A 19,091-nucleotide genomic window follows, 5' to 3' on the forward strand; every position below is an offset into this window, starting at 1 on the left:
TTCGAGGTGCGGCGCATTCTACCGAATCCGGCGTCACTGTCAAGCGAGAAGCCTCGAGGCGAACCTGGAAATCTCAAGAAAGTCAGTCACTTGCGTCACCTTCACACCGCCGGCCACGAAGCCCGTCGCCGGCAGCGGATGCGTACTCTACGGATACAGCGCCGTGAACGCAAGGGGTTTTTTCAGATGGCGCTTGATGCGCGCTCTTACCCCAACGTCACCCGCGCATAACGCTTTTTACCCGCTTGAATGACATAACGCCGCCCGGTAACGAGCATGGCGTCCTTGGTGACGACTTCCCCGTCGACCTTGACGCGTCCGTTACTGAGCATGTCCTTGGCCTGGGCACTGTTATTGGTCAGCCCCGAACGGTTGAGCACCGCCGCGATGGGTGCCTGTTCGCCCTCGAATGCCACCTCGACGTCCGGCAAGTCCTCCGGCAGCTCGCCCTCGGCCAATTGGTTGCCCGCGGACTTGTGCGCGTTGGCGGCGGCTTCCTCGCCGTGATAACGCCCGATCAGCTCCCGAGCCAATTCCATCTTGATATCACGCGGGTTGGCGCCTGACTCGATGGAGCGACGGATCTTCTCTATTTCGTCGTTGGACTTCAGCGACAGCAGCTCGAAGTAACGCCACATCAGGCTGTCCGGCATCGACACCAGCTTGTTGAACATCACGCCCGGCGTATCGTCGACACCCACATAATTGCCCAGCGACTTGGACATCTTCTGCACGCCGTCCAGTCCTTCCAGCAACGGCATGGTCATGACCACCTGTGGCGCCTGGCCGAAGTGCTTCTGGATCTCGCGGCCCATCAGCAGGTTGAACTTCTGGTCGGTGCCGCCCAGCTCGATGTCGGCCTCGAGTGCGACCGAGTCATACCCCTGGACCAAGGGATAGAGGAACTCGTGGATGGAGATGGATTGATTGGCGGTATAACGCTTCTCGAAATCGTCGCGCTCCAGCATGCGCGCCACCGTGGACTGCGCCGCCAGCTCGATCATGTCAGCCGCGGAGAGCTGGCTCATCCATTCGGCATTGAAACGCACTTCGGTGAGCGCCGGATCGAGGACCTTGAACACCTGCTCCTTGTAGGTCTCGGCGTTCGCCTTGACCTCGGCCTCGGTCAGCGGTTTGCGCGTGACGTTTTTCCCCGTGGGATCACCGATACGACCGGTGAAGTCGCCGATCAGGAACACGACCTGGTGCCCCAGTTCCTGAAACTGACGCATCTTGGTCAGCAACACGCTATGCCCCAGGTGAAGATCCGGCGCAGTCGGATCGAATCCCGCCTTGATACGCAGCTTTCGCCCGGACTCGAGCTTCTTTACCAACTCGTCTTCCAACAGGATTTCATGGGTGCCACGCTTGAGCAGCGCCAGCGCATCGGCGACGTCGGTCATCGTATCCTTTCTCCGCAATGTGGGTGTCTTGGGCAATAACACGGGATGTTAGCATGACTCATCGGCGGCGGTTGAGCGCCCCGGCACATGGAGATGAGCATGCCCCTTTATATCGGCCTGATGTCCGGCACCAGCCTGGACGGTATAGACGCTGCCCTTGTGCGTTGCGGTGAGGGTCGCCCCGAGTGGCTGGGTGCCACCGGCCTGCCCTTTTCCGCTGCACTGCACGATGACCTGCTGGCACTCTGCCTGGCACGCGAGGTTTCGTTCGCCGAGCTGGCACGCCTCGAGACCGCCTTCTGTGAATGCCAGGCCGAGGCGGTCAACCGCCTACTGCTCGAAACGGGCACGTCCCGGGAAGCGGTCACGGCCCTCGGCAGCCACGGGCAGACCATCGAGCACGCTCCCGGCAGCGTGCCGCCGCATACCTACCAACTCGACAATCCCAGCCTGCTCGCCGAGCTGACCGGTTGCGCGGTGGTGGGCGATTTTCGCCGCCGCGACATGGCCGCCGGCGGGCAAGCCGCACCGCTTGCGCCGGCTTTTCATGCTGCGCTGTTCACCGACCCCACACATACGCGTTTGATCCTCAACCTCGGCGGCATCGCCAATCTCACCCGTCTTCCTCCGAGCAGCGACCATGCCGCCGTTCTCGGCTTCGATACCGGCCCCGCCAACATGCTGATGGATGCCTGGTGCCAGCGCCACCTGGGCCATGCCTATGACGCCGACGGCGCCTGGGCCGCCGGCGGCCGCGTCGACGAGGCCTTGCTCTCTCGCCTCCTCGATGATCCCTACTTCCGGCGTGCGCCGCCCAAGAGCACCGGGCGCGAGTATTTTCACCTCGACTGGCTGGCGACACACCTGACGGGGGACGAAGTCCCCCGAGACGTTCAAGCGACGCTCGCCGAGCTGACTGCCGCCAGCATCGCCACGGCCATCGCTCAAGGCGGCATGCGCTCGAACGACAACTGCGACGCGCTCATCCCCTGTGGGGGTGGCGCCCACAACGCGGACCTGCTGGTACGCCTGCACCGCCACGTGCCGGAAATACCGTTGACGCCCTGCGAGCATTTCGGCTGGTCGCCGGACTGGTTGGAAGCGGGGGCTTTCGCCTGGCTGGCACACCAGCGCATGGCGGGGCTTCCCGGTAACCTCCCCGAGGTCACCGGCGCTCGCGGCCCCCGGATTCTGGGAGGTGTCTATGCGCCCTGAGGCGTTCATTCATCGTCGCCTTTCAAGGTGAATCGCTCGGCAGCGTCACTGGCTCGCGCCAGTTGCGGGCTGTCGGCATCGCCATAATCGATGCGCAACCGCAGGTCATTGGCGGAATCGGCATGTACCAAGGCCATTTTTTCGCTGATGCGCCCCTGCCGATAGAGGGTGTATAGCGCCTGATCGAAAGTCTGCATGCCTTGATCGTGCGAGCGCTGCATGACCTCCTTGAGATCATGAATCGCGCCCTTGCGCACCAGGTCGCTGACCAGCGGCGAGCGCAGCATCACCTCGACGGCCGCACATCGCCCCTCGCCATCCGCGCGGGGTAACAGGCGCTGCGCGACGATGGCCTGCAAGTTGAGCGACAGATCCATCCACACCTGCTCGTGACGTTCGCTGGGAAAGAAGTGCTGAATACGCTCCAGGGCCTGGTTGGCATTATTGGCATGCAATGTCGCCAGACACAGATGCCCGGTTTCGGCGAAGGTCAGCGCATGCTCCATGACTTCGCGCGAGCGCACCTCGCCGATCAGGATCACGTCCGGTGCCTGGCGCAGCGCATTCTTGAGCGCCACCTCGAAGGACTCGGTATCGATCCCCACTTCGCGCTGGTTGATGATCGCCCGTCCGTGGGGATGAATGTATTCGATAGGGTCTTCAATGCTGATGACATGCCCGCCCAGCGTCTGATTGCGGTGCTGAATCATCGACGCCAGCGTCGTCGACTTGCCACTGCCCGTGCCTCCGACGACGAATACCAGGCCGCGCTTGCGATTGACCAGCTCGCTCAAGGCATCCGGCAACGCCAGGCTCGCCAAGTCGGGAATCTCGAAGGCGATACGACGCACGACCATTGCCATCTGGCTGCGCTGATAGAAGGCACTCACTCGAAAGCGCCCCTTGCCCGGCAGGCTGAGCGCGAAATTGGCCTCACGCTCCGCCTCGAAACGCTCCCCGACGCCCTGCGGCAGCGCCACCGAGACCAGCTCACGCACCTGCGACACCGACATTGCCTGCTCACCCAGCGTCACCAGCTCACCATCGATCTTGAGACTCGGCGGCGCGCCGGTGGAAATCAGCAGATCGGAGGCCTGCTGATCGAGCATGATATCCAGCAGCTGCGTCAGCCATTCATATGGCGTCATATCGCGTTCTCCTTCGCGACTATCATTTGGTACCCGGCTCACACGCCCAGCACGCGCCCATCTCTCGCCTTGGCCTGCGCCTCGGCACGCGAGACGACTCCCTGCGCCACCAAGCGCGAAAGCGCCGCGTCCAGCGTTTGCATGCCCAGGCTGCCCCCGGTCTGAATCGAGGAATACATTTGCGCCAGCTTGTTCTCGCGGATCAGGTTGCGCACCGCCGCGCTGGCCACCAGGATCTCGTGGGCCGCCACGCGTCCGCCGCCTTCACGCTTGAGCAGCACCTGCGAGATGACCCCCTGCAGCGACTCGGACAACATCGAGCGCACCATGCTTTTCTCATCGCCGGGAAACACATCGATGATGCGGTCCACGGTCTTGGCCGCCGACGTGGTGTGCAAGGTGCCGAACACCAGATGGCCGGTTTCGGCGGCCGTCAGCGCCAGACGGATGGTTTCCAGATCGCGCAGCTCGCCGACCAAGATCACGTCGGGGTCCTCGCGCAATGCCGAGCGCAGCGCCGTGGCGAAGCTGCGCGTATCGCGATGCAGCTCGCGCTGGTTGACGAGGCTGCGCTTGCTGCGATGTACGAACTCCACCGGATCCTCGATGGTCAGCACATGCTGATAATAGTTTTCGTTGACGTAGTCGATCATCGCCGCCAAGGTCGTACTCTTGCCCGATCCGGTCGGCCCCGCCACCAGCACCAACCCGCGCGGCAGCGAGGCCAGACGTCGAAACACGTCGCCCAAGTCCAGGTCATCGAGGGTGAGCACCTCACTGGGAATGGTGCGAAAGACGGCGCCCGCGCCGCGCCCTTGATGGAAGACATTGACACGGAAACGCGCCACGCCCGGCACTTCGAACGAGAAATCATGCTCGAGCGCCTCTTCGTAGTCGCGGCGTTGCTGATCGTTCATGATCGCGTAGATCAACTTGCGGACCTCACGATCCTCGATCGGCGGCACGTTGAGCCGGCGAATGTCGCCGTCGACGCGAATCATGGGCGGCAAACCGGCGGACAGATGCAGATCGGATGCCTTCTGTTTTGCCGAGAACGCCAGCAATTCGATAATATCCATGCACTTCTCTCGCTCGCGGACAGGGTTTCCCAGTATGCCAGATGTCACCATCGCCGAATCCCTCGAACGCGCACGCCAGCGCTTGGCCTGTGCCCTGGCGAGCGCCGGGCGTGACCACGAGGACGCCTGCCTGCTGGCCGTGAGCAAGACGCAACCCGCAGCGAGCGTGCGCCAAGCCTTCGCTGCGGGACAGCGCGCATTCGGCGAGAACTATCTTCAGGAAGCGCTCGACAAACAGGCCTCGCTGGACGATCTCGAGGGTATCGTCTGGCATTTCATCGGTCCTTTGCAATCCAACAAGACCCGCGCGGTGGCGGAGCACTTCCAGTGGGTGCATACCATCGACCGTGCGCGCATCGCCACACGCCTCGACGCACAACGCCCGGCAACACTGGAACCGCTGGATGTCTGTCTGCAGGTCAACATCTGCGGCGAAGCCAGCAAGTCCGGTGTGGCGCCCGAGGCCTTGCCGGCACTGGCCGACGCCGTGGTGGCACTGCCACGCTTGCGATTACGCGGCTTGATGACACTGCCTGCGCCGAGTAACGACCCGGCCGCCCAACGGCGCCCCTTCGCCGAGCTGCGCACCTTGCTCGAGACGCTCCGCCAGCGACATCCCCAAGCGCCTTTGGATACCTTATCGATGGGCATGAGCGGCGACCTCGAGGCTGCCGTCCTCGAAGGTGCCACCCTGGTCCGTCTGGGCACGGCCATTTTCGGGCAGCGCGCCGCGCATCCCTGACCGCCTTGCCCCTAACCCACTGTGTCGCCGCGACACTTCAGGAGACCCCATGACAAGCCAAGTCACATTCATCGGCGCCGGCAACATGGCCAGCGCCATTTTCGGCGGCATGATCGAGGGCGGCTATCCCGCCGCGGCGATCACCGCCACCGGGCGCGACCCTCAGTCACTCGATGCGCTCGCGTCGCGTTACGGCATCCAGACCACATCCGACAACGACGTGGCCGTCGAACACGCGGATGTCGTGGTGCTGGCCGTCAAGCCGCAAGTCATGCGCGAGGTATGTCACGAATTGCGCGATAGCGTGCAGCGTCAACGCCCGCTGATCGTCTCCGTGGCCGCCGGTTTGAGTGCCGAAACGCTGGATAACTGGCTGGGCGGAAACATGGCCGTGATCCGCTGCATGCCCAACACGCCCAGCCTGGTCGGACAAGGCGCCGCGGGGCTTTACGCCAACGCCCGTGTCAGCGAAGAGCAAAAGCGATTGGCCACTTCGCTGCTGGAAACCGTCGGGCTCGTGGAGTGGGTCGCCGACGAACACCTGCTCGAAGCGGTCACCGCCGTGTCGGGTAGCGGGCCAGCCTATTTCTTTTTGATCATGGAAGCGCTCGAAGACGCCGGCAAGAAGCTCGGCCTTCCCGCCGACAGCGCCCGCCGCCTCGCCTTGCAGACGGCCTATGGAGCGGCCAGCATGGCCCGCGAGAGCGAATTCGAGCCTGCCGAACTACGCCGCCGCGTGACGTCACCCAACGGCACCACCGAACGCGCCATCAATAGCTTCGAGGACGACGGCCTCCGTCAACTGTTCGAGCATGCAACGCAAGCGTGTGCGACACGTGCTCGTGAATTGGCCGACGAACTGAGCCGCGACTGAATTCTCTTAACCATTCGACACGGAGGAGCCCCATGGGCAGCCAAATGGGAAGCGCCGGCTTGATGCTGGTCAACACGCTAGTCAATGTGTATCTGTTCGTCTTGATGCTGCGCTTTCTGCTGCAGTTCTCGCGCGCCGACTATTACAACCCCGTCAGTCAGGCGGTGATCAAGGCCACGCGTCCGGTGGTCGCGCCGTTGCAGCGCATCTTTCGGCCACGCGGACGTTTCGATCCTGCCTCGCTGGTCGCCGGCTTACTGATCAAGGGGATCACCATCTTCGTGCTGCTCAAGCTCGTCGGCATCGGCATGCCGCCGATTCAGGGCGTGCTGGTGGCGTCGCTGGCCGGGGTCTTGAGCGCCATTCTCGATATCTATTTCTTTGCTCTGATCATCATGATCATTCTAAGTTGGGTCGCGCCACAAGCCAGTCATCCCGGCGCCATTCTCGTCCACCAATTGGTCGAGCCCATCATGGCGCCGGTGCGCAAGGTCATTCCCCCGCTGGGCATGATCGATCTGTCACCCATCGTGGTGTTCATCGGCATCAGCCTGTTCGACAGTCTCATCGTCGGCGCCCTGGCTCGTGCTGCGGGATTGCCCGGCATGCTGGTAGGCTTCTGAACATTCACGACTCTGGCGCCATCGCGCGCTCCACGCTGGACACGGAAACCGACACACACGATGCCCGACACGCTACCTCCCGACTCGGTCGGTCTGGTCACGCCGCAAACGGCGCACTTCGATACTCCGCTGGCATTGGCCGGCGGCAAGGTGCTGTCCGACTACTCGCTGGTCTACGAGACGTATGGCACGCTCAACGCTGAACGCAATAACGCGGTGCTGATCTGCCATGCGCTTTCCGGCCATCATCACGCCGCCGGCTTCCATGACATGGGCGATCGCAAGCCCGGCTGGTGGGATGCGTATATCGGTCCCGGCAAGGCGATCGATACCGAGCGCTTCTTCGTCGTCTCGCTCAATAACCTCGGCGGTTGCCATGGCAGTACCGGTCCCGCGTCGATCAACCCCGATACCCAGCGTGCCTGGGGACCGGAATTCCCGGTCATGACGGTGGGCGACTGGGTGCATAGCCAGGCACGTCTGGCCGATCGGCTCGGCATCGAACGCTTCGCCGCCGTGATCGGCGGCAGCCTCGGCGGCATGCAGGTGTTGCAATGGGCGATGGCGTACCCCGAACGCATCGCCAATGCCGTGGTCATCGCCGCCACGCCACGCCTGTCGGCGCAGAACATCGCCTTCAACGAGGTTGCTCGCCAGGCGATCCGATCGGACCCTGACTTCCATGATGGCTGGTATGAGGAGCACGGCACGGTGCCCAAGCGCGGGCTCAAGCTGGCCCGCATGATCGGCCACATCACTTACCTGTCCGAGCACTCGATGGGGGCCAAGTTCGGCCGCGACCTGCGTACCGATCAGCTCAACTTCGGGTACGACGTGGAATTCCAGGTCGAATCGTATCTACGCCATCAGGGCGATACGTTCTCCACCAGTTTCGATGCCAACACCTACCTGCTGATGACCAAGGCATTGGATTACTTCGACCCGGCCGCCCTGCATGGCGGCGACCTGGCGGCAGCACTGGCACCGGCACAATGTCCCTTCCTGGTGGTCAGCTTCACCACCGACTGGCGCTTCGCGCCGCCGCGTTCGCGGGAGTTGGTCGATGCCTTGATGCGCGCCGACAAGCCCGTCAGTTACGCCAGCATCGACTCACCGCACGGCCACGATGCATTCCTGCTGCCGCATCCGCGTTACGAAGCAGTGTTCGGCGGCTTCATGCGTCGCGTCGCCCGCGACCTGCAGCTCGAGGAGACGACCTGATGCGTGCCGACCTCAAACTGATCCACGACTGGATACCGCAAGGCGCGCGCGTGCTCGATCTGGGCTGCGGCGACGGCGCCTTGCTCGCCGCCCTGGCGCGTGACAAGCAGGTCGTCGGCTATGGACTGGAAATCGACCCCGACGGCATCACCGCCTGCATCGAGCGCGGAGTCAGCGTCATCGAGCAGGACATCGACGACGGCCTGAACAATATCGAGGACGATGCCTATGACCTGGTGATCATGACCCAGGCGCTTCAGGCTCTGCAGCGCCCGGATCGTACCCTCGATGAAATGTTGCGCGTGGGCCGGGAGTGCATCATCGCTTTCCCCAATTTCGCCTACTGGCGCCACCGCCTTTACCTCGGCATTCAAGGCCGCATGCCGGTCTCCAAGTCGCTCCCGCATGCTTGGTACGACACGCCCAACATCCACCTGTCGACGTTTCGCGACTTCGGCCAATTGTGCCGCGACAAGGGCCTGACCATCGTCGATCAGCGCGTCGGCAACGGCGACCATGAGCCGCATTGGAGCTCGCGGCTATGGCCCAACCTGTGCGGAGAGACGGCCATCTTTCGCGTCACTCGCGCGTCACGTTGACACAAGCGCTCGGCGGCTGCCGCTCGAGATCCACCCGCAGCCGCCGGGTCAATATCGCCTGGCCAGGCATGCCCTCCATGTCCCGGGTGACGCTGACACCATAGGCCAGCACCTCGACGCCCTGGGCGGCGACGCGACGCAGCGTGTCGGCATAGGCCGGGTCGAGATGCGCGGCCGGCGCCACGGCGTCGATGCCGGTGTGCGCCACGCAAAACAAGAGCACGGCACGCTCGCCCAACGCGACTCGCGTCGCCAGACTCTCAAGATGCCGACGGCCACGCTCGCTGACCGCGTCGGGGAAATAGCCATGACCATCCTCTTCACGCAGCGTGACCTGCTTGACCTCGACGTGGGTCGTTTGCCCTGCACTGGCGAGGCGAAAATCGAGCCGCGCGCCTTCGACCTTCGCCTCCCGCTTGAGTGTCGTATACCCTGCCAGCTCGGCGATACGCCCAGCCCCCAGGGCTTCCTCGACCCAGTCATTGGCGCGCCCGGTATGTATCGACGCCAGGGCCGGTGGCGCGCCAGGCATGGGCAGCTCGATCCACTCCCAGGTCCAGGCCAGCTTGCGCGCGGGGTTGCGGCTCGGCGAGAGCCACACGCGACTGCCCGGGACATTGACCGCTCGCATGGAGCCGGTATTGGGGCAATGCGCGACCACCTCTTCGCCCGATGCCAAGCGCACATCGGCCAGAAAGCGCTTGTAACGGCGGATCAGGATGCCGGACCTCAGTTGCGTATATTCCATCGCCCCCTCTTGAACCTCGGGTATGTCACATCTTGGGACAAAAAATCACATTCTCGCCAGCATCGTCGCGTGGCCGCGTGATGCGCGCTCCAGCAGCTTGTCCGAGACCGGAAAACACCATTTCCTTTCCGGGAATGGTTGCAAAGCCGGCACTTTTCCGCTAAATAAGCAAGGCTTCGGGCGGGCGCCCAAGCCCTACCCTGGCCAGGCATCGGCCCAAGTCACTTGCGTAATGAGGCAGTCCCATGCCAGTAGCGGAAATCAAAACGGAAGCGCCAAAAAAATTCACCCCGTACGAGCCGGCACCGGGTGAAGAGTACATGAACGAGCAGCAGCTCGCGCACTTCCGCCAAATCCTGCTCATCTGGAAACAGGAGCTCATGGAAGAGGTGGATCGCACGGTGCGCCACCTGCAGGAAGAAGCCAACAACTTCGCCGATCCGGCCGACCGGGCCACCCAGGAAGAAGGCTTCAACCTGGAATTGCGTACCCGTGATCGCGAGCGCAAGCTCCTCAAGAAGATCAACGAGACCATCGAAAATATCGATGAGGACGATTACGGCTTCTGTGAAGCCTGCGGCGTCGAGATCGGCATTCGTCGTCTCGAGGCCCGCCCCACCGCCACCTTGTGTGTCGACTGCAAGACACTGGCGGAGCTCAAGGAAAAACAACTCGGCGGCTGATACCCTTTCCAGAACATTTCCTCAACGGGCACCTGCAGGTGCCCGTTTGTCATTGCGCAGGCCACGTCATTCATGTCGTATATCGGTCGTTTCGCACCGACACCCTCGGGCCCCCTTCACCTAGGATCACTGATCGCAGCCCTGGCAAGCTTTCTCGATGCACGCCATGCACAGGGGCGCTGGCTCGTGCGTATCGAGGATATCGACCCACCACGCTGCCCCCTAGGCACCACCGATACGATTCTCCATCAGTTGAACGCCTTCGGCCTGGTCTGGGATGGCCCCGTGCGCTATCAGAGCGAGCGGCACGTCGCTTACCAGGCAGCGCTCGAGCGTCTCATCGAACAAGGACTGGCCTATCCGTGCAGTTGCTCGCGCAAGGAATGGCGCGGATATGCCATCTATCCCGGCTGGTGTCGGAACGGGCCGCTGCACCCCGAGCGCCCTCTGGCCTGGCGGCTGCGCAGCGATCTGGGCCTGCGCCCCGTCGAATGGGACGACCGACGCCTGGGACATCAACGCTTCGATCCCGCCGCCCTCGGCGACGTGGTCCTCAAGCGCAAGGACGACCTCTGGGCCTATCAGCTCGCGGTGGTCGTCGATGACGCCGACCAAGGCGTGTCCGATGTGGTGCGCGGTGCCGACCTGCTCGACAACACGCCCTGGCAACGTCAGCTGCAGAACGCGCTGCAATATCCGGTGCCACGCTACCTGCATCTTCCCCTGGTGCTGGGTGACAACGGTCAGAAGCTCTCCAAGCAGAACCTTGCCCCCGCGCTGCCGACCGATGAAGCCGGTATTCGCCACACCCTGCACCACGCTTTGCAGCGGCTCGGTCAACAACCGCCTGCCGACATGGCGCACGCCCACGTCGTCGACCAACTCGAGGCGGCCATCAACGCCTGGCATCCCGAATACTTGCGTCACATCACGACCGACACGCCCTGAACACCGCTAGGGGGCGACATCCGTATCATGCCATGGTCGCACACCCCATCACTTGATTCGCCCAGCCGGCAGGGGTCAGGATAAAAACCCAGCGAGCGCCGCCAGAGCCGACGTTCGGCCGCCCCCATGCATTCACGCGACCATGAGGCCCATGAGCCGAATTCTGATCGTCGAAAACGAAGCATCCCTCCGCCAGGCCCTGAAGGACCTGCTCGAGCGCCAGGCCTATCACGTCGCCATCGCGGCATCGCTCGACGCCGCCCAGGCACTGGCCCCGCAAACCTTTGACCTGGTGATCTGCGATTTACGTCTTGCGGGCGAAGACGGCACGCAAATGCTCGCGCTGAGCGCCCCGATCCCGGTACTGGTCATGACCGACCACAGCAGCCTACGCAAGGCCGTGATCGCGCTCAAGGAAGGGGCCGTCGACTGTATTGCCAAACCCGTCGATGACGATGACGTCCTGGCGACCGTGTCACGGGTGCTATCGCGTCCGGCACCTCGAGAAGCGTCTCGTCCCAGTGGCGTTCCACGCGGCATGATCGGCGAGTGTGCCGCCATGCAGCGTGTCTACGAACGCATTCGCAAGACGGCGCCCGCCGACGTCACCGTGCTGGTACAGGGCGAATCGGGTACCGGCAAGGAACTGGTCGCACGCGCCCTGCACCGCCAGAGCCGCCGCACCAAGGCACCGCTGATCTGCGTCAACTGCGCGGCGATTCCCGAGACCCTGATCGAATCCGAGCTGTTCGGCCACGAAAAAGGCGCTTTCACGGGCGCCAACAGTGCACGCACGGGCCTGGTCGAAGCCGCCGATGGCGGCACGCTCTTTCTCGACGAGATCGGCGAGCTCCCGCTGGACGCTCAGGCTCGGCTGCTACGGGTTCTTCAGGAAGGCGAGATCCGGCGTATCGGCTCGGTAGAAACACGTTACGTCGATGTACGTCTGATCGCCGCTACGCATCGCGATCTTCACTCTCTGTCACGCAGCGGCGAGTTCAGGCTCGATCTCTACTATCGCCTCAATGTCATGCAGATCGAGTTGCCACCGCTACGCGAGCGCGAGGACGACATACTTTCCATTGCCCAGACACTGCTCGAACGTGCCTGCACGCGCCATGCACGCCCCGGATTGCGCTTATCACGCGCCGCACGCCGCGACATCCTCGGCTATGCATGGCCCGGCAATGTGCGCGAGCTGGAAAACGCACTGGAGCGCGGCGTTATTCTCGCCGAAGGCTACCTCATTCATCCTGACGACCTTGGTCTCCCCCTGGAACGCCGACAAGAGCCGCCCGCCGCATCTCCCGAACCATCCGACGCCGCGGAGGAAGACGGTGTCCCCGACGACGACCTCTCCCTGGAAGATTACTTCCAGCATTTCGTCCTCGAGCACCAAGCGCAGATGAGTGAAACCGAACTGGCCCAGAAACTGGGCATCAGCCGCAAATGCCTGTGGGAGCGTCGCCAGCGGCTGGGTATCCCGCGCAAGAAGAGCGCGCGCCGCCCAGCGTGATACGCCCACATGCTACTTTCGAACGATTTTTGCCCTTATCGCGACTATGGTCTAAGCGCATCTGTCGGTCTTTTTAGAGACCCTATGCGCCATCGGGAAGAGGCAGCTGCACCAGTTGTTACCATCCCACACAAGGAATGCCCCTTTATGCGGCAACTTCGGTAACACCACATGCTTTCAGCTCGCGAGGAACTTTCAAGAATAACCATAACACCTTGATTTAAAATAAAAAAACACACAGTGGCACGGCCGCTGCAATATATAGGTCAAGAAAAACAACAACCGGACGCCTAAGGTGAACGAACAACGACAATAACGTATGCCTCAGGTGCTCAGTCCGGCATCGGCCACAACAAACACAACACCGCCGGACTGGAACATCGCAAGCGATTCGCTAACAACAACAAACGAGACGCAACGCGAACCGACCCCAATAACAACAAGCCGGTCGGCATCCGGAACCGAACCAGGACGCGACGCTTCATGCGAGGCCCAACAAGAACAACGCCCTCGCTCGAAGCATCCCGACAACAACAACAAGACGTCGGGAGAAACGATGTCGTCGTGGTTGGATTATTGTTTTGAATACGAGGTGGTCACCTTGCGGGAAGAGCCACAACAATAAGAACACTGCTTGCCTGCCGGATCCCATTGGTGACTGTGGTGCGTATTCAAGGCGATGCGCCATCACGAAGAAGAAATAGCAGCAAGGACGTTGCATAGCATACTTAGGGGAGGCCCATCGGGTCTCCCCTTCTACTGTGGCCTATCACCGTCCACTCTTCATGCGCCTGCCCACAGGTCCATGCACCACATTTTTTGCAAGCCGGAGAGTGTCGGCTTACACTAGGCCACTTCGCTTTCCGCGAGTCGTTAACGACGCATGTTCAAAGGATTTACCCGCTTTCTCCAACGCCCCGGTGAACGTTTGAAGACCCTGTTTGGCGCCCAAGAGTCCTCCGGTCCTTCCACGCCCACGCTGCGCGTCATTCCACGCGATCAGCACGACGTGTCACGGCGTCTATTCAGCGACAGTGCCCTCAAAGTCCTGTATCGCTTGCACAACGCCGGTCATGAGGCTTACTTGGTGGGCGGTTGTGTACGTGATTCCCTGTTGGGCAAGATCCCAAAGGACTTCGATATCGCCACCGACGCCACGCCGGAAGAGGTGCGCACCCTATTTCGCAACTCGCGGATCATCGGGCGCCGCTTCCGTATCGTTCACGTACGCTTCGGCCGTGAAATCATCGAGGTCACGACCTTTCGTGGACGTCCCGACGACGATCATGACACGAAGCATGCCCAGCAATCCGACGATGGTTTGCTGCTGCGCGACAACGTCTGGGGCACCATCGAGGAAGATGCGCTACGGCGCGACTTCACGGTCAATGCGCTGTACTACAACATCGCCGACTTCTCGATACACGACTGGGCCGACGGCGTGCACGACCTTGAGGCCCGCACCCTGCGCTTGATCGGCGACCCCGACGTACGCTATCGAGAGGATCCGGTGCGCATGCTGCGTGCCGTGCGTTTCGCCGCCAAGCTGGACTTCGACATCGAGCCACGCACCGAGACCCCGATTCTCGAATTGGCTCCTTTGCTGTTACAGATCCCCCCGGCACGCTTGTTCGAGGAAGTACTCAAGCTTTTCCTATCCGGACAAGCACTACGAACCTTCGAATTGCTCCGCGAATACGGCCTTTTCGCCATGCTATTCCCGGAGGTGGAAGAGGCCATTGCGGAGCGCACATGGGCAAAGCCGCTCATCGAGCAGGCCTTGATCAACACCGATCGGCGTATCCAGGAAGAACGCCCCGTCACACCAGCGTTTCTGTACGGCGCCCTGCTGTGGCCCGGTATGCGTCTACGCGCCGAGCGTCTCGAGGGAGACGGTATGCCACCTGTCCCTGCGCAACAAACGGCCTCGCAACAAAGCATCTCTCGGCAACAGCAACACACCTCGATCCCCAAGCGGTTCAGCATCCCGATGCGTGAAATCTGGGACCTGCAACAGCAGTTGCCCAAGCGCCGTGGCAAACGCGCCTTCCAGACCTTGGAACATACCCGTTTTCGGGCCGCTTATGACTTTCTCCTGCTGCGGGAAAGTGCCGGTGAAATCGCCCCGGGGCTCGGCGACTGGTGGACGGCGTTCCAGGAAGGCGACGATCATGAGCAGGCACGCTTGATCAGCAAGACCAGCGGCTCCCCGGCCGGCACGTCCGAGCGACCCAAGCGGCGGCGGCGGCGGCGGCGGCGTAACGCGTCCTCCGAGCACGATAATGACGGACACCAGGAGTGATCGCATAGCGGCCTACATTGGCCTGGGCAGCAATCTGGATGGGCCGCGCACGCATGTCTCGCGCGCCTTCAGCGAACTCGATGCTCTGCCGCTTACCCAACTGGCGGGGCATTCTTCCTTGTACGCCTCGACACCCGTGGGGCCCCAGGATCAACCCGACTTCATCAATGCCGTCGCCCGGGTGTTCACGCGGCTCTCACCGCTGGCCTTGCTCGATCAACTGCAAGCCCTCGAACAACGTCATCGCCGGGTGCGCCAACGTCACTGGGGGCCGCGCACGCTGGATCTCGATCTATTGCTCTACGCGAATCTCGAATGGCAAACGCCGCGCCTGACGCTTCCTCATCCAGCCATGCACGAGCGAGCCTTCGTGCTCATTCCTCTGGCGGAACTCGCCCCCGAGATCGTGCTCGATGGGTACACGGCGGCCACACTGGCCATGCCTCATCAGGGGCGGGACTTGCGTCGCCTCGTCCCCTAAAAGTAGAGTTGCACCCGTTTTGTTACCGATCCACACTCCCACCACCCTCGGGTAACGCTTGCGGTAACACTTACCGTCCGGGTCTGCCAGGACCGACAAACCACGAGACTTTTCATGAAAACCGTCACATTGAGCCGTCTCAATGCCTTCAAGCATGCCCAAGAGCCGTTCAGCTGCCTGACGGCCTACGATGCCTCGTTCGCCCAGCACGCCGATGCAGCCGGTATCGATGTCTTGCTGGTCGGCGACTCGTTGGGCATGGTGCTGCAGGGCCATGCCAGCACGCTTGCCGTGACGCTCGACGACATCCTCTACCACACGCGCTGCGTGGCACGCGGCAAGCAACGCAGCCTGTTGATGGTCGACTTGCCCTTCATGAGCAACGCCGACACCGGGCAATTGCTGCGTGACGCCGGCGCCTTGATGCGGGCCGGCGCCGAGCTGGTCAAGATCGAAGGCGCGGGCTGGATGCACGACGATGTCCGTGCCCTCACGCGGCGCGGCGTGCCGGTGTGCGCGCATCTCGGGCTGACGCCCCAGAGCGTGCATCAGTTCGGAGGCTACAAGGTACAAGGCCGCGAGCAGGACGACGCTCAGCGCATCATCGACGACGCCCGCTTGCTGGTCGAGGCCGGTGCCTCGGTGATCCTGCTGGAATGCGTGCCTGCGGCGCTCGGTCGGGCCGTCCGCGACGCCGTGGACGTCCCCGTGATCGGTATCGGCGCCGGCCCCGAGGTGGATGGGCAGATCCTGGTGATGCACGATGTGATCGGCGTGACGCATGGACGCCCCCCACGCTTCGCCAAGAATTTCCTGGCGGGTCGTGACAGTATCCAGGCGGCGTTCGACGCCTATCGCGATGCCGTCAAGACGCGCCAATTTCCCGCCGAGGAGCATTGTTTCTGATGTTGACGCTGCACGACATCGCCGATTTGCGTGCCCAGCTGAACGCTCAGCGCCGCGACGGCAAGCACATTGCCTTGGTGCCGACCATGGGCAATCTGCATGCAGGCCACCTGGCTCTGGTCGACGCCGCGCGACGCGACGCGGACGTGGTCGTCACGACCATCTTCGTCAATCCGCTCCAATTCGGTGCCAATGAGGACTTCGCGAGTTACCCACGCACGTTCGAAGCCGATACACGAGCACTCTCGGAACACGGCTGCGATATCGTCTTCGCCCCCGATGCCGATACGCTCTATCCGCAAGGGCGCGATCACCAGACCCACGTCAATGTCCCCCTCGTATCGGAAGGCTTGTGCGGGGCAAGTCGGCCGGGACATTTCAGTGGCGTGGCCACGGTCGTCAGCATGCTTTTCAACCTGGTACAGCCGGACGCGGCCTATTTCGGGCGCAAGGATTACCAGCAGTTCATGGTCATCCGGAAACTGGTGGCGGATCTGCATTTCCCGATCGAGATCGTGGGTGTCCCGACGCGACGCGCCGAGGACGGCCTGGCCCTGTCATCACGCAATGGCTACCTGAGTGCCACGGAGCGCCAGCAAGCGCCGGCGCTTTACCGTACGCTATGTCACGTGCATGACACGCTGCGTGCGGGCGAGGCCCCGCCGACGGCCCTGCGTGACGGTCTCGCGGCCCTCACCAAGCAGGGTTTCAAACCCGACTACCTGGAGCTGCGTCGCGCCCGGGACCTCGGCCCCATCGCCCCCGATACCCAGGAAGCGATCTTGCTGGTCGCCGCACATCTCGGCACCACCCGCTTGATCGATAATCTTCCGGTCAGCCTGCCGCGTTGAGCGTCGACGCGGCGTCACGACGAGGTTTTTCATGTACACCATCATGCTCAAGGCCAAGCTGCACATGGCGCGTGTCACGCACGCAGTGCTCGACTATGAGGGCTCCTGTGCCATCGACGGCGAACTGCTGGATCTTGCCGGCATCCGCGAGAACGAGCAGATCCAGATCTACGATGTCGAGAACGGCAATCGCTTCACGACTTATGCGATCCGCGGCGAGGCAGGGTCGCGGCTGATCTCGATCAATGGTGCCGCGGCCCACCAGGCACAGGTGGGCGATCGTGTCATCATCTGCAGCTACGCGCATTATGCGGAGCACGAGTTGGACGCTCACCAACCGGCCCTGATCTACCTGCAAGAAGGCAATCAGATCAGTCACACCAGTCATGCGATTCCGGTTCAATTCGCCTGAAAACCATCACATGGCGCCGGCCCGTCCTCTCATACCGACAGTCTACGCCTATTACCTGATTGTCGCGTGGCAGAGTACTCGCCTATGCTCAAAGGAATGCCCCTCTAGGCCGATAGGAGTTTCTCATGCAAGACGTGGTGATCGTAGCCGCACGGCGTACCGCCATCGGCAGTTTCGGCGGCGCCCTCGCCAGCCTCCCCGCGACCCGGCTCGGTGCCATGGTCATCGCGGACTTGCTCACGCACACCGGCGTGGCCCACGACCAGGTTGATGAGGTCCTGCTCGGCCAAGTGCTGGCCGCGGGGTGCGGCCAGAACCCGGCCCGCCAGTCGGCAATCAACGCAGGCTTGCCCTCCTCTGTCCCCGCCATGACCATCAACAAGGTCTGTGGTTCGGGCCTCAAGGCACTGCATCTGGCCACACAGGCCATCCGCTGCGGTGACGCCGAGTTGATCATTGCCGGTGGCCAGGAAAACATGTCGCTTTCCCCACATGTGCTACCGCACTCGCGTACCGGACAACGCATGGGCGACTGGGCGGCGGTGGACACGATGATCCGCGACGGCCTGTGGGACGCTTTCAACGATATCCACATGGGAATCACCGCCGAAAATCTTGCCGCCAAATACGCCATCACCCGCGAGGACATGGACGCTTTTGCCGCGGCATCCCAACAAAAGGCGGCGGCCGCCATCCAGGAAGGCCGCTTCGCCGGCCAGATCGTTCCGGTCGACATTCCCCAGCGCAAAGGCGATCCGCTCCACGTCACTACCGACGAAGGGCCTCGCGCGGGCGTGACCGCCGAGCAACTCGCCGGCATGCGTCCCGCATTCAAGCCCGATGGCACTGTCACCGCCGGTAACGCTTCCTCGCTCAATGATGGTGCTGCCGTGGCCATGCTGTGTTCGGCGGACAAGGCCAAGGCACTGGGGCTGGAACCGCTCGCGGTGATCAAGGCCTATGCCAATGCCGGGGTCGACCCCGCCATCATGGGCATCGGCCCTGCCCCCGCCACGCGGCGTTGCCTGGAACGTGCAGGATGGTCACTCGACGAGCTGGACTTGATCGAAGCCAACGAGGCCTTCGCCGCTCAAGCGCTCGCCGTCAACAAGGAGCTCGGCTGGGATCCCGACAAGATCAACGTCAATGGGGGCGCCATTGCGCTGGGACATCCTATCGGCGCTTCCGGGTGTCGGATACTGGTCACCTTGCTGCACGAAATGATCGCCCGTGATGCCAAGAAAGGGTTGGCCACGCTGTGCATCGGCGGCGGCCAGGGCGTGGCGCTGGCCATCGAGCGCTAGGCTCGAAGCTCGAAAGCAGAGCATAACGAAACCGCC

Annotated in this window: 20 protein-coding genes; 16 read left to right on the top strand and 4 right to left on the bottom strand. The window is 62.7% G+C overall.

What is annotated here, in order from left to right:
- On the top strand, window positions 1-231 hold a 231-nt coding region (locus tag C8E00_RS16680), incomplete at its 5' end, for a hypothetical protein (protein ID WP_208291948.1).
- On the opposite strand, the gene tyrS is transcribed toward C8E00_RS16680, so the two are convergent.
- Window positions 207-1,403: a tyrosine--tRNA ligase gene (gene tyrS, locus C8E00_RS15360; protein WP_133698398.1), complete on the bottom strand. Its 1,197-nt coding sequence runs from the start codon at window positions 1,401-1,403 to the stop codon at window positions 207-209. The two genes, C8E00_RS16680 and tyrS, sit on opposite strands and share 25 nt — an antisense overlap.
- A 99-nt stretch (window positions 1,404-1,502) precedes the next feature.
- Between tyrS and C8E00_RS15365 the strand changes: the two genes are divergently transcribed.
- Window positions 1,503-2,618, top strand: a complete 1,116-nt coding sequence (locus C8E00_RS15365; RefSeq protein ID WP_133698399.1) for an anhydro-N-acetylmuramic acid kinase — start codon at window positions 1,503-1,505, stop codon at window positions 2,616-2,618.
- Window positions 2,619-2,623: 5 nt separating this feature from the next.
- Here the strand turns inward: C8E00_RS15365 and C8E00_RS15370 are convergent, their stop codons facing one another.
- A complete protein-coding gene (locus C8E00_RS15370) occupies window positions 2,624-3,766 on the bottom strand; it encodes a PilT/PilU family type 4a pilus ATPase (RefSeq protein WP_133698400.1) in 1,143 nt (380 codons plus the stop codon).
- Between the two features lie 38 nt (window positions 3,767-3,804).
- Complete coding sequence (locus C8E00_RS15375) at window positions 3,805-4,845, bottom strand: type IV pilus twitching motility protein PilT (RefSeq protein WP_133698401.1); 1,041 nt, start codon at window positions 4,843-4,845, stop codon at window positions 3,805-3,807.
- 34 nt (window positions 4,846-4,879) lie between these two features.
- Between C8E00_RS15375 and C8E00_RS15380 the strand changes: the two genes are divergently transcribed.
- From C8E00_RS15380 to metW, 5 genes are read left to right on the top strand one after another with little or no spacing between them, the layout of a single operon-like run.
- Entirely contained in the window at window positions 4,880-5,587 is a 708-nt protein-coding gene (locus C8E00_RS15380) for a YggS family pyridoxal phosphate-dependent enzyme (RefSeq protein ID WP_133698402.1), read from the top strand.
- 49 nt (window positions 5,588-5,636) lie between these two features.
- A complete protein-coding gene (proC, locus tag C8E00_RS15385; protein WP_133698403.1) occupies window positions 5,637-6,461 on the top strand; it encodes a pyrroline-5-carboxylate reductase in 825 nt (274 codons plus the stop codon).
- Between the two features lie 32 nt (window positions 6,462-6,493).
- Window positions 6,494-7,084, top strand: coding sequence for a YggT family protein (locus C8E00_RS15390; protein ID WP_133698404.1), 591 nt, complete (start codon window positions 6,494-6,496; stop codon window positions 7,082-7,084).
- A 60-nt stretch (window positions 7,085-7,144) separates the two neighbouring features.
- Window positions 7,145-8,305: a homoserine O-succinyltransferase MetX gene (gene metX / locus C8E00_RS15395; protein WP_133698405.1), complete on the top strand. Its 1,161-nt coding sequence runs from the start codon at window positions 7,145-7,147 to the stop codon at window positions 8,303-8,305.
- Complete coding sequence (gene metW / locus C8E00_RS15400) at window positions 8,305-8,904, top strand: methionine biosynthesis protein MetW (RefSeq protein WP_133698406.1); 600 nt, start codon at window positions 8,305-8,307, stop codon at window positions 8,902-8,904. The genes metX and metW overlap by 1 nt, the downstream gene beginning before the upstream one ends.
- Here the strand turns inward: metW and sfsA are convergent.
- On the bottom strand, window positions 8,885-9,652 hold the full coding sequence (gene sfsA, locus C8E00_RS15405; RefSeq protein ID WP_133698407.1) for a DNA/RNA nuclease SfsA: 768 nt from the start codon (window positions 9,650-9,652) through the stop codon (window positions 8,885-8,887). The two genes, metW and sfsA, sit on opposite strands and share 20 nt — an antisense overlap.
- 245 nt (window positions 9,653-9,897) lie before the next feature.
- On the opposite strand from sfsA, the gene dksA reads away from it, so the two are divergent.
- The 9 genes from dksA to C8E00_RS15450 all read left to right on the top strand — a co-directional run bounded on the left by dksA (window position 9,898) and on the right by C8E00_RS15450 (window position 19,055).
- The gene (dksA, locus tag C8E00_RS15410) at window positions 9,898-10,335 is read left to right on the top strand and encodes an RNA polymerase-binding protein DksA (RefSeq protein WP_133698408.1); all 438 of its coding nucleotides are present in this window, start codon (window positions 9,898-9,900) and stop codon (window positions 10,333-10,335) included.
- 72 nt (window positions 10,336-10,407) lie between these two features.
- Window positions 10,408-11,283 carry a tRNA glutamyl-Q(34) synthetase GluQRS gene (gene gluQRS, locus C8E00_RS15415; protein ID WP_133698409.1) on the top strand — a complete coding sequence of 292 codons (876 nt, stop codon included), beginning with the start codon at window positions 10,408-10,410 and terminating at the stop codon, window positions 11,281-11,283.
- Window positions 11,284-11,434: 151 nt separating this feature from the next.
- Window positions 11,435-12,799, top strand: coding sequence for a sigma-54-dependent transcriptional regulator (locus C8E00_RS15420; protein ID WP_133698410.1), 1,365 nt, complete (start codon window positions 11,435-11,437; stop codon window positions 12,797-12,799).
- 883 nt (window positions 12,800-13,682) lie between these two features.
- Entirely contained in the window at window positions 13,683-15,101 is a 1,419-nt protein-coding gene (gene pcnB, locus C8E00_RS15425; RefSeq protein WP_133698411.1) for a polynucleotide adenylyltransferase PcnB, read from the top strand.
- Window positions 15,082-15,582, top strand: coding sequence for a 2-amino-4-hydroxy-6-hydroxymethyldihydropteridine diphosphokinase (gene folK, locus C8E00_RS15430; RefSeq protein ID WP_133698412.1), 501 nt, complete (start codon window positions 15,082-15,084; stop codon window positions 15,580-15,582). The genes pcnB and folK overlap by 20 nt, the downstream gene beginning before the upstream one ends.
- 114 nt (window positions 15,583-15,696) lie before the next feature.
- The gene (gene panB, locus C8E00_RS15435) at window positions 15,697-16,488 is read left to right on the top strand and encodes a 3-methyl-2-oxobutanoate hydroxymethyltransferase (protein ID WP_133698413.1); all 792 of its coding nucleotides are present in this window, start codon (window positions 15,697-15,699) and stop codon (window positions 16,486-16,488) included.
- Window positions 16,488-17,339: a pantoate--beta-alanine ligase gene (gene panC, locus C8E00_RS15440; RefSeq protein ID WP_133698414.1), complete on the top strand. Its 852-nt coding sequence runs from the start codon at window positions 16,488-16,490 to the stop codon at window positions 17,337-17,339. The genes panB and panC overlap by 1 nt, the downstream gene beginning before the upstream one ends.
- Before the next feature lie 31 nt (window positions 17,340-17,370).
- On the top strand, window positions 17,371-17,751 hold the full coding sequence (gene panD, locus C8E00_RS15445) for an aspartate 1-decarboxylase (protein ID WP_133698415.1): 381 nt from the start codon (window positions 17,371-17,373) through the stop codon (window positions 17,749-17,751).
- A gap of 125 nt (window positions 17,752-17,876) precedes the next feature.
- Entirely contained in the window at window positions 17,877-19,055 is a 1,179-nt protein-coding gene (locus C8E00_RS15450) for an acetyl-CoA C-acetyltransferase (RefSeq protein WP_133698416.1), read from the top strand.
- The last annotated feature ends 36 nt before the right edge of the window (window positions 19,056-19,091 follow it).

Source organism: Chromohalobacter marismortui (assembly GCF_004364315.1).
Lineage (GTDB): Bacteria > Pseudomonadota > Gammaproteobacteria > Pseudomonadales > Halomonadaceae > Chromohalobacter > Chromohalobacter marismortui.

Coding starts and splice junctions, on each gene's coding strand:
- panB (WP_133698413.1), top strand. CDS start 15,697: ATGAAAACCGTCACATTGAGCCGTCTCAATGCCTTCAAGCATGCCCAA.
- C8E00_RS15420 (WP_133698410.1), top strand. CDS start 11,435: ATGAGCCGAATTCTGATCGTCGAAAACGAAGCATCCCTCCGCCAGGCC.
- metX (WP_133698405.1), top strand. CDS start 7,145: ATGCCCGACACGCTACCTCCCGACTCGGTCGGTCTGGTCACGCCGCAA.
- C8E00_RS15370 (WP_133698400.1), bottom strand. CDS start 3,766: ATGACGCCATATGAATGGCTGACGCAGCTGCTGGATATCATGCTCGAT.
- pcnB (WP_133698411.1), top strand. CDS start 13,683: ATGTTCAAAGGATTTACCCGCTTTCTCCAACGCCCCGGTGAACGTTTG.
- C8E00_RS15375 (WP_133698401.1), bottom strand. CDS start 4,845: ATGGATATTATCGAATTGCTGGCGTTCTCGGCAAAACAGAAGGCATCC.
- gluQRS (WP_133698409.1), top strand. CDS start 10,408: ATGTCGTATATCGGTCGTTTCGCACCGACACCCTCGGGCCCCCTTCAC.
- panD (WP_133698415.1), top strand. CDS start 17,371: ATGTACACCATCATGCTCAAGGCCAAGCTGCACATGGCGCGTGTCACG.
- tyrS (WP_133698398.1), bottom strand. CDS start 1,403: ATGACCGACGTCGCCGATGCGCTGGCGCTGCTCAAGCGTGGCACCCAT.
- C8E00_RS15450 (WP_133698416.1), top strand. CDS start 17,877: ATGCAAGACGTGGTGATCGTAGCCGCACGGCGTACCGCCATCGGCAGT.
- metW (WP_133698406.1), top strand. CDS start 8,305: ATGCGTGCCGACCTCAAACTGATCCACGACTGGATACCGCAAGGCGCG.
- panC (WP_133698414.1), top strand. CDS start 16,488: ATGTTGACGCTGCACGACATCGCCGATTTGCGTGCCCAGCTGAACGCT.
- dksA (WP_133698408.1), top strand. CDS start 9,898: ATGCCAGTAGCGGAAATCAAAACGGAAGCGCCAAAAAAATTCACCCCG.
- C8E00_RS15380 (WP_133698402.1), top strand. CDS start 4,880: ATGCCAGATGTCACCATCGCCGAATCCCTCGAACGCGCACGCCAGCGC.
- C8E00_RS15365 (WP_133698399.1), top strand. CDS start 1,503: ATGCCCCTTTATATCGGCCTGATGTCCGGCACCAGCCTGGACGGTATA.
- C8E00_RS15390 (WP_133698404.1), top strand. CDS start 6,494: ATGGGCAGCCAAATGGGAAGCGCCGGCTTGATGCTGGTCAACACGCTA.
- sfsA (WP_133698407.1), bottom strand. CDS start 9,652: ATGGAATATACGCAACTGAGGTCCGGCATCCTGATCCGCCGTTACAAG.
- proC (WP_133698403.1), top strand. CDS start 5,637: ATGACAAGCCAAGTCACATTCATCGGCGCCGGCAACATGGCCAGCGCC.
- folK (WP_133698412.1), top strand. CDS start 15,082: ATGACGGACACCAGGAGTGATCGCATAGCGGCCTACATTGGCCTGGGC.